Origin of the sequence: Sphingobium sp. BS19 (assembly GCF_027925545.1) — a bacterium.
GTDB lineage: Bacteria > Pseudomonadota > Alphaproteobacteria > Sphingomonadales > Sphingomonadaceae > Sphingobium.
The window spans coordinates 93,189-107,594 of record NZ_BSEF01000001.1 but is presented as its reverse complement, the minus strand read 5'-3'; the positions used below and the strand labels follow the sequence as shown (position 1 = coordinate 107,594).

Here is a 14,406-nt window from a genome sequence, read left to right as displayed (position 1 = left end):
ACACCGAATCACGATCCGTTCCGGGAGACTTCATTTGATACGCCGACTGCATGTCACTGCCTTGCTTGCTGCTTCCGCTCTTTCGCTTTCCCTGTCCGCCTGTTCCGAAGCGCCTGCCAATCAGCAGACGGTTACTGTCACCGATGCCGGTGCCGACAATGCCGACTGGGCGAAATTCAGTGCGGCGTTTCTGGAAGGCTATTTCAAGCAGGATCCTTATTTCGCAGTGTATCAGGGGCGGCATGAGTTCGATGGGAAGCTGCCCGACTGGAGCGAAGCGGGGCTAAAGGCACAGGCGGCTTTCCTGCAGGACAGCATCGCCAAAGCGGAAGGCTTTGCCGCGCGCAAACTGTCGAAGGAGCAATTGTTCGAGCGAGACTATCTGCTCGCCGTCGCACGAGGCAAGCTGTTCTGGCTCACGGACGCGGATCAGCCGCACAACAATCCAGCCTATTATATCGGCGGCGGGCTGGACCCCAATGTCTATATCGCGCGACCCTATGCCGACGCACCGACACGGATGAAAGCGTTCATTGCCTTTGCCAAGAATGTGCCGACCGCCGCTGCGCAAATCAAAGCCAATCTGAAAATGCCGATGCCGCTCAGCTTCATCGATTATGGCAAGGCAGGCTTCGGCGGGCTTGCGGACTATTACAAGGGCGACGCGAAAGCCGCCTTCGCATCGGTGAAGGACGCAGCGCTACAAAAGGAATTCGATGAGGCCGCTGATGCCGCATCCGTGGCTATGCGCGATCTTGCGACGTGGATCGAAAGCGGGCGGCCAAAGGCGACGCAGAACTTCGCGCTCGGCCCCGAGCGGTTCGCGCGGATGGTGCAGGCGACGGAAATGGTCGATACCCCGCTCGACGAGCTGGAACGCATCGGTCAAGCGGACATGAAGCGCAATCAGGATGCGCTGAAAGCGGCCTGCGCGCAGTATCTTCCTGGTGGGACGATCACTGCCTGCTTTGCCCAGATGAATGCGAAAAAGCCCGAAGGCGGCGTCGTCGCGGCAGCACGCAAGCAGTTGCCGGGACTGAAAGCCTTCATTCTTGAAAAGGATCTCGTCTCGATCCCCGGCACGGAAGAAGCGCAGGTCGAGGAATCGCCGCCCTATAACCGCCAGAACAGCGCCTATATCGACATCCCCGGACCGTATGAAAAAGGCCTGCCGTCAGTCTACTACATCTCGCCGCCCGACCCGAGCTGGTCGAAAGCGGTGCAGGATGGCTATATCCCCGGCGAAAAGGATTTGCTGTTTACCTCCGTCCATGAGGTGTGGCCGGGGCATTTCCTGAATTTCCTTCATGCCAACCGCTCCAAATTTACGTTCGGCAAGGTGTTCGTGGGCTATGCTTTCGCGGAAGGCTGGGCGCATTATACCGAGGAAATGATGTGGGACGCCGGGCTGGATAACGGCAACCCGGAAACGCATATCGGTCAACTCAGCAATGCGCTGCTCCGCAACTGTCGCTACCTGTCTGCGATTGGCCTGCATGCGCGCGGGATGACTCAGGAGCAGTCGCGCAAAATGTTCGTGGAGCAATGCTATCAGGACGAAGGCAATGCGCGGCAGCAGGCGGCACGCGGAACTTACGATCCGGCCTATCTTAACTACACGATGGGCAAGCTGATGATCCGCAAGCTGCGCGAGGACTGGATCAAGGATAAGGGCGGTCGCGACGCCTGGAAGCAGTTCCACGACGGCTTCCTAAGCTTTGGCGGCCCGCCGATCCCGCTGGTTCGTGCGCAGATGATGGGCGGCGACGCGAAGGCCGTGTTTTAGGGGTTCGAGGCTCATTGCCGTGAGGCCTCGCCGTTCCGGGGTCTCGCGGCGGATAGCCCGATTATTGGCCTTATATCCGCGGGATATCTTTCGATGAGATCCACAAGAACATCGGTGCAGCGGCGAGCAATAGCTATCGTCGATAGTTGGCGGCTGCCTGCACCGTCTACGAACGAGCGTGAAATTCAGACAGGTCGTATGCGTGCTATCGATCTGCCCCTGTTGGTCAGCATGTGACGCGGGCGAGGGAAACTGAACCCTTCCTGCCAGCCGCGCTCCTCCAGCCAGAGCAACAGAGACGGCATCGTCATCGGCGTCGCGAACAAATACCCCTGGGCCAAGTCAAACCCAAGTTCGTTCGCTTGCGAATGCTGCAATTCCGTTTCGATGCCTTCGATGATGCAGTCGATCTCAAGTGTGCGGCACAGACCCAGAATAGCGCCCACGATATTGCGTCCAGCCTTTTCACCAAGGCCGTCGACAAAGCTGCGGTCGATCTTCACTTCGTCCAGCGGCAAGCGATTGAGTGAACTGAGGCTGGAATAGCCCGTGCCGAAATCGTCCAGCGCGATGGCAATGCCGATGCTGCGTAACCGCCGGATACCTGAAACAGCAGCATCGAAATCACACATCAATGCCGTCTCGGTCAATTCGAAGGTGACCCTGGACGGGTCGACCCCTTCTTCGTCAATCGCCGCCATAAGCAGCGCAATCAATTCTGACGAAACGATGTCCTGCGCCGAAAGATTGAACGAAAGACCGATATTTCTCGGCATCGCGACAAAGCTGCGCAGGGCCTTTCGAAACAGCTTGATCGTGATGGGGTGCATCATCCCCACCCGTTCCGCCACGGCGATGAAGCGATCCGGTGGAACCTCGCCGATGAGCGGACTGGTCCAGCGACCCAGTGCCTCCACTCCCAGGATGGTCAATGTCGACAGACACATGATCGGCTGAAACTCGACATGCAGTTCCGCGTCGAGATCTGCCGTCTGTAACGCCGCTTCCATCGCACGTTCGGACCGGATGCGCGTTTCATGGTCCGCCGAGAACAGGGCACATCCCCCCCGGTGCGCGGACTTCACATTATAGAGAGCATAATCCGCGCGATCGATCAGCTCATTCGCATCGGTGCCAGCATCCGGATAGATCGCGATTCCACCCGAACAGCCTAGTGACAGGCGGTTGTCATCAATATCGAACGGCTCGGACAATAATGCGCAGATATGTTGGCCAGTGGCAAAGGCACGGTCGCCATAGGTGGAAATAAGCGCGCCGAACTCGTCGCCCCCCAGCCGCGCGATCAGGATACCCTCGCCGACCTGGCCGGCCAATCGCCTTCCCACATCGGCGAGCAACCGATCGCCCATCACATGGCCATACATATCGTTCACCGGTTTGAAGCGATCGAGATCGAATATACCGACCGCAAACCGCTCTCCGGTTACAGCGCATTCCTGCAGCATTTCGTCCAGACGGCTGAAGAAGTAACGCCGATTGGGCAAGCCCGTCAGCATGTCGATCAAGGCAAGCCGGGCATTGTCCTCCCCCAGTCGCTCGGTCGCTACCTGTTGCAAAGCCAGACTGGCCTGCGACAGAATCTGCGTGGTAAATGCAGCATAGGTATTCAACAGAACACGGGTCATAACCGCACTGACCAACGCTATATTGAATCCTATCGCGATGAAAATCGGGTTGCCACGGCACAGGTAATAAATCAGCAGCGGCACCATGATGGTGACATTCACGAGCAATGCCGCCTGGGGGAGATGCATCAGGCAAAATGTGCAACCGATCACCGTTATCGCGGTAAACACTGCGATATGTGCATGCTCAAGCTGACCGCCATATTGATCCAGCAGCATAGCCCATGTCAGGAACGCGAGCGAGAACGCCGTCGCGGATACTATCGACCTTTGCAATAACTTCCGCGCTCGCTCCGGCGCGATCTTAGCAGTTGCTTCGGCAAATACGGTCCAGGCAAGAAGACGGACGGCAACGATTGAAATGAGGCAAGCGGTAATACCGACCGTCAGCCATTCGGGTGCCCAGAGATAGTGGATATATGTGACAGCCGCAGCATTGATGATAAGCAAAGCGAAGAGCATCGGCATCTGGCGACGCATTGCGTCATATTGCGCAATGATGATCCCCGGATCGTTCGACAAACACAGCCATTTTTTTAGTCGTGAAACACAGTCTCTTCCCTGAAGATACCTGAACTGCCTGCAATGAACGGCCGCGTCGGATGACGGTCGCCGATTTCTTCTATTGTAGGAAATCTCCGGCCCCTGGCCCGACCCAAGCTATCTATTTGCGTTGATGACTATGTTCTTTCTCTTGCTGTTCTCGACATCCCGGCAGTGTACGGTCGGGCGCTCACTGCCGGGGGTGGACGGACCCTTTTGCCTTAAAATGATTGCCAGGCATCGTCGTCGGACATCGACGCGGGAACCGCAGCAGCGCGCAATGGCTTGGCCGAAACAACACTACGCGGTCTTGCACCGCCAGTTTGCTGTGTCGGGGTGCGGGTTTTCTTTTGCGGCACCCGATGGCCAATAGGCTTGGTCGTGGTTTTGAATTGCGCGGACTGATTTGTAAGATTGACGACCTCGCTCGCCAGGTTTCGCGCTGCCGCCGAAGTCTGCTCGACCATAGCTGCGTTTTGCTGGGTAGACTGGTCGATCATGGTAATAGTGGCGGCGATCTCTGCAATGGCAGAAGCTTGGGCATGGTTTCCAGAGGCCATACTGCCGACCGATTCATGGACGTGACTTACACCGTCCGAAATCCCGGAGAACGAACTATCCACCTTTTGAACGGCGTCAACCGCGACCACGATTTCCGCCTGCGTAACCGTAAGCTGATCGCGGGCGCGCTTCGCCTCTTCCTCGGCGCGCATGGCCAATGCCGAAACAAGATCGGCCACGACTGCGAAGCCTCTTCCTGCATCGCCCGCTCGACCGGCCTCGACAGCGGCATTCATCGCAAGCACCCGCGTCTGGAACGCAATCTTGTCCAGACCTTCAATGACGTCATCAATGCCTTTTGCGCTTTCCGCCACCCGTCCCATCGCCTGCACGGCTTCATCCGCTATCGCTCGACCGCTTCCAACCATGCCCCTTGCTTCATCGGCACGTTCCACCGTTACCTCTGCGGCCGTTACCGAAGCCCTGAGCCGTTCGTCGATCTGTGCGATGGCCGCGGCCGCTTCCTCCAGCGAGGCAGCATTACTCTCGGTCCGGCGGGCAAGATCTTCCGACGCATGCGCGATCTCGTCTGACCCCGTACCTATGGCATCGGCACTTTCCGAAACGACGCCGATCAATCCGCGCAACTGCCCCAGGGCCTTATTGTAACTCTGCTCCAAAGCCAGGAAGTTGGCTGGCAACCCGGTCAGGTCTGTCGTCAGGTCTCCCTGTGCCAGCGCATCGAGCGCATGGGCTGTCGCCGAAATCGCAGCATTGCGTTCGATCTGCGCTTCCTCAAAATATATCGAGACCGACAATTCCATGTCGAGTAACGCCGCCTTGACGATGGCTATGCTTGCCTGCGTGGCGCTCGGCATCCGAAACAGCGATAGCAAGCGGCGCCATGGACTGTAATGCCTTCCGATGCCGGCGATAAGATCTTCCAGCACCAGCGCATATGCGCCGATGTACCAGCGGGGTTCCAGACCTATACGGGCGTGAACTGTCCCGATCCGACGGACGCTCGTGTAGAAACTCTCGTCGAAGCGACCGCTGGCGATAGTCATCCAGTGCGCTTCCTGCTTCACCTTGGCAGATGCCATATGCTTTGGATCGCGGAAGTGTCGCGCCGTCTCCGCCTGCATACTGGCGCGTGCATAAAAGCGATCGAGCGCCCGACCTATGAGCGATTTTACCAGGGGCCGAACAGATGCAATCGTCGCTTGCTGCCTGTCGTCGATTTCCATAAAGGCGAGGCGCGATTTAACCTGATCAATGGACATGATGTTCTCCGGCCGAAGCCCTGTTATCTTTTTTATGGCGCCAATAATGAACTTACAGGGCCCCCAAACGGTACAGCCCCCACTCCCGTCCAGAGTTAGTCGGCCCGGACGAGCGCAGTAATAGCGGACGCAGGAAGCGGTCGGGCCGTACCTGCAGCGCCAGGCGAATGATCGCCGCTGCCGAACGCCCGGCGCACCTTGCTGCGCACGCCCGAATCTTGAATGTTGAACTTACCCGCAGCATCAGTGAGCATGCTCACCTCGCCGTTGAGATTGCGGGCTGCAGCAGACGTTTCCTCGACCATGGCCGCATTTTGCTGCGTCGATTGGTCCATCGTCCGAATTGCTGCGGAAATTTGCGTGACAGCCACCGACTGGGCCTGATTGTCCGAAGCGATCGTCGCCAACAGTTCGTGCACTTGCCCTACGTCGCTCGAAATGCCTTCCAGAGCACCATCGACTTTTTGCACAGCCTTGACGGCAATAACGATTTCCGTCTGCGTGGCTGTCAACTGATCGCGCGCACGCTTGGCTTCTTCCTCAGCGCGCATGGCGAGCGCACTGACGAGATCGGCCACGACGGCAAAGCCACGTCCGGCATCGCCTGCCCTACCTGCTTCAACCGCAGCATTCATCGCAAGCACGCGGGTCTGGAAAGCGATCTTGTCCAGTCCTTCGATCACATTGTCGATTCCCTTGGCGCTTTCCGACACCCGGCCCATGGACTGAACGGCCTCTGCAGCGATCGATCGACCGCTACCGACCGTCTCTATCGCCTGATTGGCACGACTGACCGTGCTCATCGCTGCTGCGGCAGTCGCCTGCAGGCGGCCATCCATCTGCGTGACGGCAGCCGAAGTTTCTTCCAGGCTAGCGGCATTGCTTTCGGTACGCCGCGCCAGATCTTCGGATGCATGTGCGATTTCGCTGGAGCCCGTGCCGATGGTGGATGCACTTTCGCTGACGGAGCTGATCAATGCGCGCAGGTTGTCCAGAGCTGCATTGAAATTGGTCTTGAGCGTCGCATATTCGAACGGAAAGTCAGTTTCGATCGCTGCCATGAGGTCACCTGCGGACAGTTCCTCCAGATGCGTGGATAATGTATCGACAACTTCCCTTTGCTCAGCCGCTCGATCGATTTGCGCCACGGCTGCATCACGGAATGTGAACATCGCCTTGGTCAGCCGACCGACGCAATCGCTATTGTCTGTGAATTCAATGGCACTGCTCAAATCGCCGTTCGCCAGACCTTCCATGCGAACCACGGTCGTCACATAGGGATCCGCGATCGCTTTACGGAACCATGCGCCGATGATTGCCGTTGCGGCAACCAGCACCATCCCCACCACTAACCCGATGGTCAGACCGCCGAACCATGTCGCGAAACTGCCGCTTATTGCAGCCAGAGCGACCATCGCTGTCATAACGCAGAAGGTAATAAACAGCTTTTGCCGTATAGGAGCGACTTCACAGTACCATTTCATCATCATCCGTTTCTTTCACGAACTGAGCTTTGCCAAACGTGGGCATCAACCATTCTAGGAAAAAAACCTCCTGACCGACGTCCTGCGCAAAATTTATTAGGCCATTGGAAGATGCGCGGTGGGAACGGTATCGATCGCTTTGGGATTCCGCCGACCGCCAAGGTTGAGATAAAAATCGATCAAAATAGGGCCAAAGACCGGGACTACCTTGATCGTGCCCGGACTCTCCGGGGAAGCCACATGCGTGGGTAACTGTATCGAAGACCACGACAATGTCGAAGGTTGCAGCGCAGCATTACAGCGCGCGGACGATCAAATCGTAAGACCGTACAATAGGGAATATAAGTGCAAAATCCTATATGTCTAAATACCTACTTTATATTGGACGGTTCATTGATAAATATCAAAAAATATTGAGCGTTTGATTGTGTGGTAATATTATGGTGCGTGGATTTTTCAGCCGATTTAAAGCCTGCCCCACGACATTGTTTGGCCAAGCAATTCGCCCCTCGCATGGGCGGCTGGCCTGATGAGTATGGCAGACATCCTACTGTACAGCAGAGGTTTTATGCCGCACGGGATTGTGCCCATGATTGCGGCGTGGGGGAGCTGTGCGGTACTCTTCGCATTTCTATGGTCGGCAGTTGCGGTCGCCACCGAACGTCAGCCGGAATACCGCCATAATGGTTCTACATCCGGTCAATGCTGGAGAAAATTGCGTAGGCAATTCGGTGCTTTTCGACCCGCCCTGGAAATAGCTTCGCCCGGTTCGACGATCCCGGACGAGAAAGGCAGGAGCGATTTTCAAAGATATGACTATCTGCCGATAAGGGAGGCTTTCCTTGCCGACTGCCCTTCGGCGGCTTGCGTATGGCAATGCGATGACAGGAAAGCTCAAGCCAAATCGAAAACAGGCAATATCGAGTCCGGGACGCCGCAAAACCTTTTTGGTTTATCGCATGAAATTTCAAATTGGGCCGTTGAGCACGAGCACGTAGCCACGGTGCATACCGAGCTACCTGACGGCTGGCCTCGATACGGGATGAACGAAATGGCGGCTGAGCTAGCGCATGAATTGAACCAGCCTTTGGCCGCTCTCGTCTATCTCCTTGGCGCGTTCGAGCTGCTTCCGCATGACGATATGAATCATGAGCGAGGAATAGCCCTCGTCCAGATGGCCAAGGAGCAAGCCCTGAGAGCCAGTGAAATCATCCGCAGAATGGGACTGGCCGAAAGCAAAGATCTGGAAACGCATATCGTATCCGTGTCGGAACTGCTGGACGATGCGATAGCCGCGACGTTTCTGGAGGCGGGACACTTGGACATACAATTATTGTCCGATCTCGATCCCATGGCAAAATGCGTGCTGGCCAACTGCGCGCAGATACGACAGGTGTTCATCAATCTTCTCCGCAATGCGATGGAAGAGCTCAGCGAATGCCCCCGCGATGGACGCATTCTGACGATCGGCACGAAACGCTTAGAAGCCGACATGGTGGAATTTAGCGTCTCCGATACCGGCTCGGGCATCAAGCCCGAAATCATGGACCGGTTGTATGTTCCGTTTGCGTCGACCAAGGGTGACAAGGGAATGGGGTTAGGATTATCGATTTCACGTCGCATAATTATGGCGCACGGGGGTACACTTACTGCAGCCAACCGACCGGAGGGTGGGGCGACGTTCCGCTTCACTCTGCCCAGCGCGAAAACCTAGTAAACGGAATTTAAATGGTAACGCGCAATATCTATATTGTTGATGACGACAAATCGGTGCGGGCCGGGCTACAAGGCCTGCTATCCACGCAAACAAATCTTATGGTCTTTTCTTTTAGAACTGGAAACGATTTCGTAGCCGAAATGGACCGTTTCGAACCGGGCTGCATCCTGCTTGACTATAATATGCCGGGAATGAGCGGACTGGACGTCCTGCGCGCCATTGCCGATTGCCCACAAAAGTTCGGGGCCATTATGCTGACCGGACAAGGTGCCATATCCATCGCCGTTGAGGCCATGAAACTGCGCGCCCTGGATTTTCTTGAAAAGCCGTGCGAACCGGCATTGCTCTTGCGAACCATCGAAAGAGTTTTCACGATAATCGAACAAGACCATCATAAAGGTTCGGCCATTGAGCGCGCCAAGAAGAGCATCGCCAGTCTGACGCAACGCGAGCAGGATGTGTTAATCAGGTTGGTAGAGGGCCGTGCCAACAAGCTGATTGCCGCTGATCTGGACATAAGCCCCCGCACATTGGAAATCCACCGTGCCAACATGATGAACAAGCTGGGCGTTCGCAGCCTTTCCGAAGCACTTCGGATCGCTTTTGCAGCCGGGCTTATTCCGATTGCGTGATCACAGCGCTTGCCCCTGCCAACGCGAAATAATCGGCGGTATTGCATAGGCGGCCTGGCTTCGCTGCACTAACATGATCCCGTCTTCCGGCTCGCTGGAACGCAGCAGCCGATCCGCTACAATGACGAGAGAGCCAGTCCAGCACTGGTTTCGAAGCGTCTCCGTCCATTCCGGCGGTGTCGCAGAGATCAGCGGCTCGTCGATGACCAGGATGGCAATCTCGCGCAATTCTGCCCCCAACGCCGGATCGAGGTGATCGACCGTCGATATCGGTGTTTCTCCCGCCATCGTAAGTAGAGCGGCCAGAACACTGCGTAACCCCGGATCGGAGATCGCGATTATGAGCGGTCGACGAACAACGATCATGTGGAAGTTTCCAATGGAGAAGTTCGAGACAGTTTTTGCGGCATCGCGAGGCCAAATGTGGGCGGCCCTTGTCTAGTCAGATGCATTTTCGGCTCCCAGGATGGGGGATGACACGTCAGGAGACGTCCTGCAGTAGTTGTATCAGGCAGATCTTGCCATTGACTGCGGCAGCACGCTGGTGCGCGCGCCGCCTCAATCGGGGATGCCGCTACCGGTCAGTCCCTCGATAATATCGCGATTGACCGAGATAAGATCGTCAATCGACTCCCGCCCTGCGGCGACATCGCTAGTGAACTGATCGACCCACAGGGCGAGCGAAATGATGCTCGCGCGCAAAGGCATGGGCAGTTCGTTGCCCGCGCTTCCACACACGGCCGAGAAGGTACTCCACAATTCCCGGTTGCGATGCAACGAAGGCATCAGAGCCCCCCGAACGTGGCCGGCTTCACGCGCATGGATCATTTCTCCGGTGATCTCGCACATCAGTCGGCGCTCCGCTTGGCGGGGCGTTTCGACGATGCTGCGAACACGTTGATAGGCATTGAGTGACATAGGCGTTCCTCTTGGCTGAACTCCTATTTTAGACGATCACGCATCGAAAACGGCGAACGCACAATCCCATAATCGTCCTATAATGGGAGAGACCAGCGCATTGCCCAGCGCACCGATATCTGAAGGACACCCGCATGAACGACACGATCCTGGCTTGCGACCTGCCAACAGCGCTCGATGCACGGCCCGACGTGAAGATTCTTTCGCTCGACTGCTTCGATACACTCCTGTGGCGGGACACGCACGCGCCACGCGACATTTTCTCCGCGCTGGACGGCCCCAGTCAGTTGCAGCGCCAATTGGCAGAGCAGCGCGCGCGCATCGCATCTGCGCTGCGCACCCATAACAATGAGGTCGCTCTTTCAGATATTTATGCCGAACTTGCTCCCAATGCCACGTCGCGTGAGCGCGCAGCGATGGTCGAGCAGGAGCTTAATGCAGAGGCAAACCACTGTTTCGGATTCATGCCCGTCATCAAGCTCATGCAGGCGGCACGGGCACGCGGGCTGATGGTGATCATCATCAGCGACACATATCTCAACAGTACGGAACTCGGCGCACTGATCGCTGCTGCTGCAGGGGACGAGGTGCGGGCGCTGATCGACCGGATCTTCTGCTCCTCCGAACATGGTGTGTCGAAGGGCGAAGGCCTGATCGGTAAAGTCGTGAAGAAACTGGGTGTGCGATGCGATACCATCCTGCACATTGGCGACAACCGCGCTGCCGATCTGGTCGCGGGGCAAAAGGCCGGCGTACAAGCTCTGCATTTCAGGCAGTTCAGTCCCGCCGTTGAACAACGATTGCGGCTAGAAGCTGCCACCAGTGAAATGATCCATTCGGGGGCAGCGACCCCCAATTTGAACTGTCAGCCGCACCGTGCAGCGATTGCGCTTGGCGAGCCGCAAGTTCATAACCCCGCCGAACTGCTGGGCTATACGACGATAGGGCCGGTGCTCTGGGGTTTTGCGCAATGGATTGGGCAGGAGGCTGCCACGCTGCGCCAAACGTGCGGCGGCAAAGTCCATATCCTGTTCCTGATGCGCGATGGCCATTTGCCGCGTCTCGTTTACGATGCCGTAGCGCAGGACACCGCAACCCATGCAACGGAAATAAGCCGCTTCACCGCGACCGCAGCCTCGCTTAAAACGGAAGAGGATGTTCTGCGATATCTTGACGCGGAAGCAGGCACCTCTCCCCACGCAATCCTGACGCAGCTATTGTTCGAACCGGCTGAGATCGCCGTGCTGCTCCGTACGCTGCCGACGCAAGGCGCGCATAGCGCGCTGGTGCGAGCGATCCGTAACGCGCAGCGCATGAGCCCGAAATTGCCGCCGGGATGTACCTTGGGCGAGCGGCTCGTCGTAGTCGGCGGAACCGCAAGTCGCTCGGGGTCGATCCCCAGCTTGGCAAGGGCGTCCTTGTCCTTCGGACCTGCGATCAATGCGACTGACGAGCCCGCCTTGGCATCGATCCGCAGCGTCGTTACGCCGGCAACGGTGCTGGCGGCTACGACAGCCTTGGAGCCGGTCAACCGACGGATGCGATCGCCCAGCGTCACCAAAGTATCGTCCGCCTGTATGACGACTTTCTTGGCCGCGCCGCCCTGAACGCGCAGCGAAAATTCGTCGCCCGCGCGCAGACTGGTCTGTGCGACCAATGTATTGGAACTTTCCGGATTGAGCGCGCCACGATGCAGGCCGAGCGCACCCAGCGCAGTGTCGCCGCCACTTGCCGCCGATATCCGCACCGGCTCGGTACGTTTATCGGGCTGACCGAACTGACTGCTGCGCTGGATTGCGCCAGTGTCTATGTCGATGCGACTGACGAAGCCATCGACGGACCCGCGCCGCGCACCATCGAGCGCCCCTGTCGTGCGGCCACCCACATACAGTGCGCCATTCATAAACGTGACGCTGTCGACCTGATCGTCGCCTGCCGTCGCAATATAGGATGTGGTCGCTGCGCTGAGGCCGCTGTCGATGCGACTGACGAAGCCATCGCGCCCGCCGCCCATTGCGTTGGCCTGCCCACCGCTTAATGCTGCGCCGGTACCCGCTTCTATCCTATAATAGAGTGATCCCAGGCCAAACTGCGCCTTGGCATCAATATTTACGCCTGAATGCCGAGGAAAATGATGGCTCTGTCAACCCAGCCTTCGCCGCAACGCCTGCTCGTGGCTCAGCAGTACATAAGTGGAGATATCCATTCGTCTCGGCTCCAGGAATAATCTGCGGTTGAGAGGCACTAGGCAGAAGTTGCCGCCTCGCTCTCCTATAATAGACGAGAAACCAGCGGATGGTGCTCGACAGGGGAATTCCTCCGACACCACGCCGCAAGGAAAGGGCTCCCGTTGTCAGTATCTGAATCCGAACCCGAAGCGACGATCGACGAAGACGCTCCGCCGCCCGTCAAGCCGCCACGCTTCAGCAAGCGCCTGATTATAATAGTGGGTGGCATCCTGGCGATACTGCTTGTGGGGGGTGGCGCTGCGTTCGTCCTGCTACGCCCTGCTGGTGAGGAGAAGCCCGAGGCGGAAGTCCATGAGGAAAGCGCTGCAACCTATGTCGAGGCGCCCGCGATGGTCGTGAACTTGCGCGGCGCGGACGGAGCCGCGCGGTTCCTCAAGATCCGCTTCACCTTCGTTCCTGCTTCTGCTGTGAAGGGCGAAGAGATCAAAGCCAAACTGCCCCTGATCGTTGACGCCTTTCAGCCGTTCCTTCGCGAATTGCGGCCCGAGGATCTGGCCGGATCGGCTGCCGTCTTCCGTATCAAGGAGGAAATGCTGGTGCGTGCACAAGGCGCGATGGGGCCCGATGCCGTCAATGACATACTCATTCAGGATTTGATCCAGCAATGAGCGACGATTTCATGGATTTCGACCTCCCGGCCCCGCAAATGGCGTTGGGTGACGGTGACGAATTCGACCAGGCCAGTATCGACGCGATGTTCGGAGGCAATGCGCCTCTGACCAAGAAGAGCGGCCTCAAAGCTGTCATCGAATCGAAGATTATCAGCCACGAACGGCTCCCCATGCTGGAAGTGGTTTGCGAACATATGGTGCGCAGTTTTGCCACCAGCATGCGCAACCTGACGTCGGACGCGATCGATGTCAGCCTCGAGGAACTGACCTCGATCCGTTTCGGCGAGTTTATGGGGCAGCTTGCATTGCCGGCGATGATCGGCGTGTTCAACGTACCGGAATGGGAAAATTACGGAGTCATCACCGTTGAATCCAGCCTGATCTATGCGGTCGTGGATGCGTTGCTGGGCGGACGGCGCGGCAGTGGACCGGTCCGCATCGAGGGCCGGGCATTCACCACGATCGAAACGACGCTGGTTGCCAAAATGCTTGAACTTGCCCTTGCGGATTTCTCAACGGCATTCGAGCCGATAGATCAGATCGGCGTTGTCCTTGAGCGGATCGAAACCAACCCGCGTTTCGCTGCAATCGCCAGCCCCACGAACATCGCCGCCGTCGCCACCTTCCGTGTCGATATGGAGGGACGCGGGGGCAAGTTCAGCATCCTGCTCCCCTATGCCACTCTAGAACCCGTGCGCGAAAAGCTGCTTCAGCGCTTCATGGGCCAGACGCCTGGGCGAGGCAATATCTGGGAAGAGCACATGGCGACGGAGCTGCGAAAGACCGAGCTTACGATTGACGTTGTGCTTGGCCAGAAGGTGCTGCGACTTCAGGAAGTGCGAAACTTCGAAGTCGGGCAGACTTTCGCATTGAACATTTCACCGGACGATCCTCTCGAGCTTCAGTCCGGAGGAATCACACTGGGTCGCGCCCAAATCGGGCAAAGACGCAACAATATCGCGGTTCGGATGCTAGCCGACATGTTCAAGGATATCGCGCGATGAGCTTTTCCATATTCACCAATATTATGACGATG

Annotated in this window: 12 protein-coding genes; 7 read left to right on the top strand and 5 right to left on the bottom strand. The window is 57.4% G+C overall.

Annotated features, from left to right (window positions below; translation table 11 throughout):
- Nucleotides 1-34: 34 nt before the first annotated feature.
- Complete coding sequence (locus QMG56_RS00600) at nucleotides 35-1,786, top strand: DUF885 domain-containing protein (RefSeq protein ID WP_281820560.1); 1,752 nt, start codon at nucleotides 35-37, stop codon at nucleotides 1,784-1,786.
- A 185-nt stretch (nucleotides 1,787-1,971) separates the two neighbouring features.
- On the opposite strand, the gene QMG56_RS00595 is transcribed toward QMG56_RS00600, so the two are convergent.
- From QMG56_RS00595 to QMG56_RS00585, 3 genes are all read right to left on the bottom strand, one after another.
- Nucleotides 1,972-3,912, bottom strand: a complete 1,941-nt coding sequence (locus tag QMG56_RS00595) for a bifunctional diguanylate cyclase/phosphodiesterase (protein ID WP_281820558.1) — start codon at nucleotides 3,910-3,912, stop codon at nucleotides 1,972-1,974.
- 284 nt (nucleotides 3,913-4,196) lie between these two features.
- Nucleotides 4,197-5,759, bottom strand: a complete 1,563-nt coding sequence (locus tag QMG56_RS00590; protein WP_281820556.1) for a methyl-accepting chemotaxis protein — start codon at nucleotides 5,757-5,759, stop codon at nucleotides 4,197-4,199.
- A 95-nt stretch (nucleotides 5,760-5,854) separates the two neighbouring features.
- Complete coding sequence (locus tag QMG56_RS00585) at nucleotides 5,855-7,243, bottom strand: methyl-accepting chemotaxis protein (protein WP_375713618.1); 1,389 nt, start codon at nucleotides 7,241-7,243, stop codon at nucleotides 5,855-5,857.
- Between the two features lie 535 nt (nucleotides 7,244-7,778).
- Here QMG56_RS00585 and QMG56_RS00580 point away from each other — a divergent pair.
- Together QMG56_RS00580 and QMG56_RS00575 are read left to right on the top strand one after the other, a co-directional pair.
- Nucleotides 7,779-8,957 (top strand): sensor histidine kinase, encoded by a 1,179-nt coding sequence (locus QMG56_RS00580; RefSeq protein WP_281820553.1) that lies wholly within the window; start codon nucleotides 7,779-7,781, stop codon nucleotides 8,955-8,957.
- Between the two features lie 14 nt (nucleotides 8,958-8,971).
- Nucleotides 8,972-9,592 carry a response regulator transcription factor gene (locus tag QMG56_RS00575; RefSeq protein ID WP_281820551.1) on the top strand — a complete coding sequence of 207 codons (621 nt, stop codon included), beginning with the start codon at nucleotides 8,972-8,974 and terminating at the stop codon, nucleotides 9,590-9,592.
- On the opposite strand, the gene QMG56_RS00570 is transcribed toward QMG56_RS00575, so the two are convergent.
- Nucleotides 9,593-9,958 (bottom strand): hypothetical protein, encoded by a 366-nt coding sequence (locus QMG56_RS00570; protein ID WP_281820548.1) that lies wholly within the window; start codon nucleotides 9,956-9,958, stop codon nucleotides 9,593-9,595.
- Between the two features lie 192 nt (nucleotides 9,959-10,150).
- The gene (locus tag QMG56_RS00565) at nucleotides 10,151-10,510 is read right to left on the bottom strand and encodes a flagellar biosynthesis regulator FlaF (RefSeq protein ID WP_230189787.1); all 360 of its coding nucleotides are present in this window, start codon (nucleotides 10,508-10,510) and stop codon (nucleotides 10,151-10,153) included.
- 134 nt (nucleotides 10,511-10,644) lie between these two features.
- On the opposite strand from QMG56_RS00565, the gene QMG56_RS00560 reads away from it, so the two are divergent.
- The 4 genes from QMG56_RS00560 (at nucleotide 10,645) to fliM (ending at nucleotide 14,374) form a co-directional block, all read left to right on the top strand.
- Nucleotides 10,645-12,117: an HAD family hydrolase gene (locus tag QMG56_RS00560; RefSeq protein WP_281820543.1), complete on the top strand. Its 1,473-nt coding sequence runs from the start codon at nucleotides 10,645-10,647 to the stop codon at nucleotides 12,115-12,117.
- An 83-nt stretch (nucleotides 12,118-12,200) separates the two neighbouring features.
- Nucleotides 12,201-12,548, top strand: coding sequence for a hypothetical protein (locus tag QMG56_RS00555; protein ID WP_281820541.1), 348 nt, complete (start codon nucleotides 12,201-12,203; stop codon nucleotides 12,546-12,548).
- A gap of 312 nt (nucleotides 12,549-12,860) precedes the next feature.
- A complete protein-coding gene (locus QMG56_RS00550) occupies nucleotides 12,861-13,367 on the top strand; it encodes a flagellar basal body-associated FliL family protein (protein ID WP_281820538.1) in 507 nt (168 codons plus the stop codon).
- Complete coding sequence (gene fliM, locus QMG56_RS00545) at nucleotides 13,364-14,374, top strand: flagellar motor switch protein FliM (protein WP_281820536.1); 1,011 nt, start codon at nucleotides 13,364-13,366, stop codon at nucleotides 14,372-14,374. The genes QMG56_RS00550 and fliM overlap by 4 nt, the downstream gene beginning before the upstream one ends.
- Nucleotides 14,375-14,406: the final 32 nt, after the last annotated feature.

Coding starts and splice junctions, on each gene's coding strand:
- QMG56_RS00555 (WP_281820541.1), top strand. CDS start 12,201: ATGCAGGCCGAGCGCACCCAGCGCAGTGTCGCCGCCACTTGCCGCCGA.
- QMG56_RS00570 (WP_281820548.1), bottom strand. CDS start 9,958: ATGATCGTTGTTCGTCGACCGCTCATAATCGCGATCTCCGATCCGGGG.
- fliM (WP_281820536.1), top strand. CDS start 13,364: ATGAGCGACGATTTCATGGATTTCGACCTCCCGGCCCCGCAAATGGCG.
- QMG56_RS00580 (WP_281820553.1), top strand. CDS start 7,779: ATGGCAGACATCCTACTGTACAGCAGAGGTTTTATGCCGCACGGGATT.
- QMG56_RS00595 (WP_281820558.1), bottom strand. CDS start 3,912: ATGCGTCGCCAGATGCCGATGCTCTTCGCTTTGCTTATCATCAATGCT.
- QMG56_RS00560 (WP_281820543.1), top strand. CDS start 10,645: ATGAACGACACGATCCTGGCTTGCGACCTGCCAACAGCGCTCGATGCA.
- QMG56_RS00565 (WP_230189787.1), bottom strand. CDS start 10,510: ATGTCACTCAATGCCTATCAACGTGTTCGCAGCATCGTCGAAACGCCC.
- QMG56_RS00575 (WP_281820551.1), top strand. CDS start 8,972: ATGGTAACGCGCAATATCTATATTGTTGATGACGACAAATCGGTGCGG.
- QMG56_RS00585 (WP_375713618.1), bottom strand. CDS start 7,243: ATGAAATGGTACTGTGAAGTCGCTCCTATACGGCAAAAGCTGTTTATT.
- QMG56_RS00590 (WP_281820556.1), bottom strand. CDS start 5,759: ATGTCCATTGATCAGGTTAAATCGCGCCTCGCCTTTATGGAAATCGAC.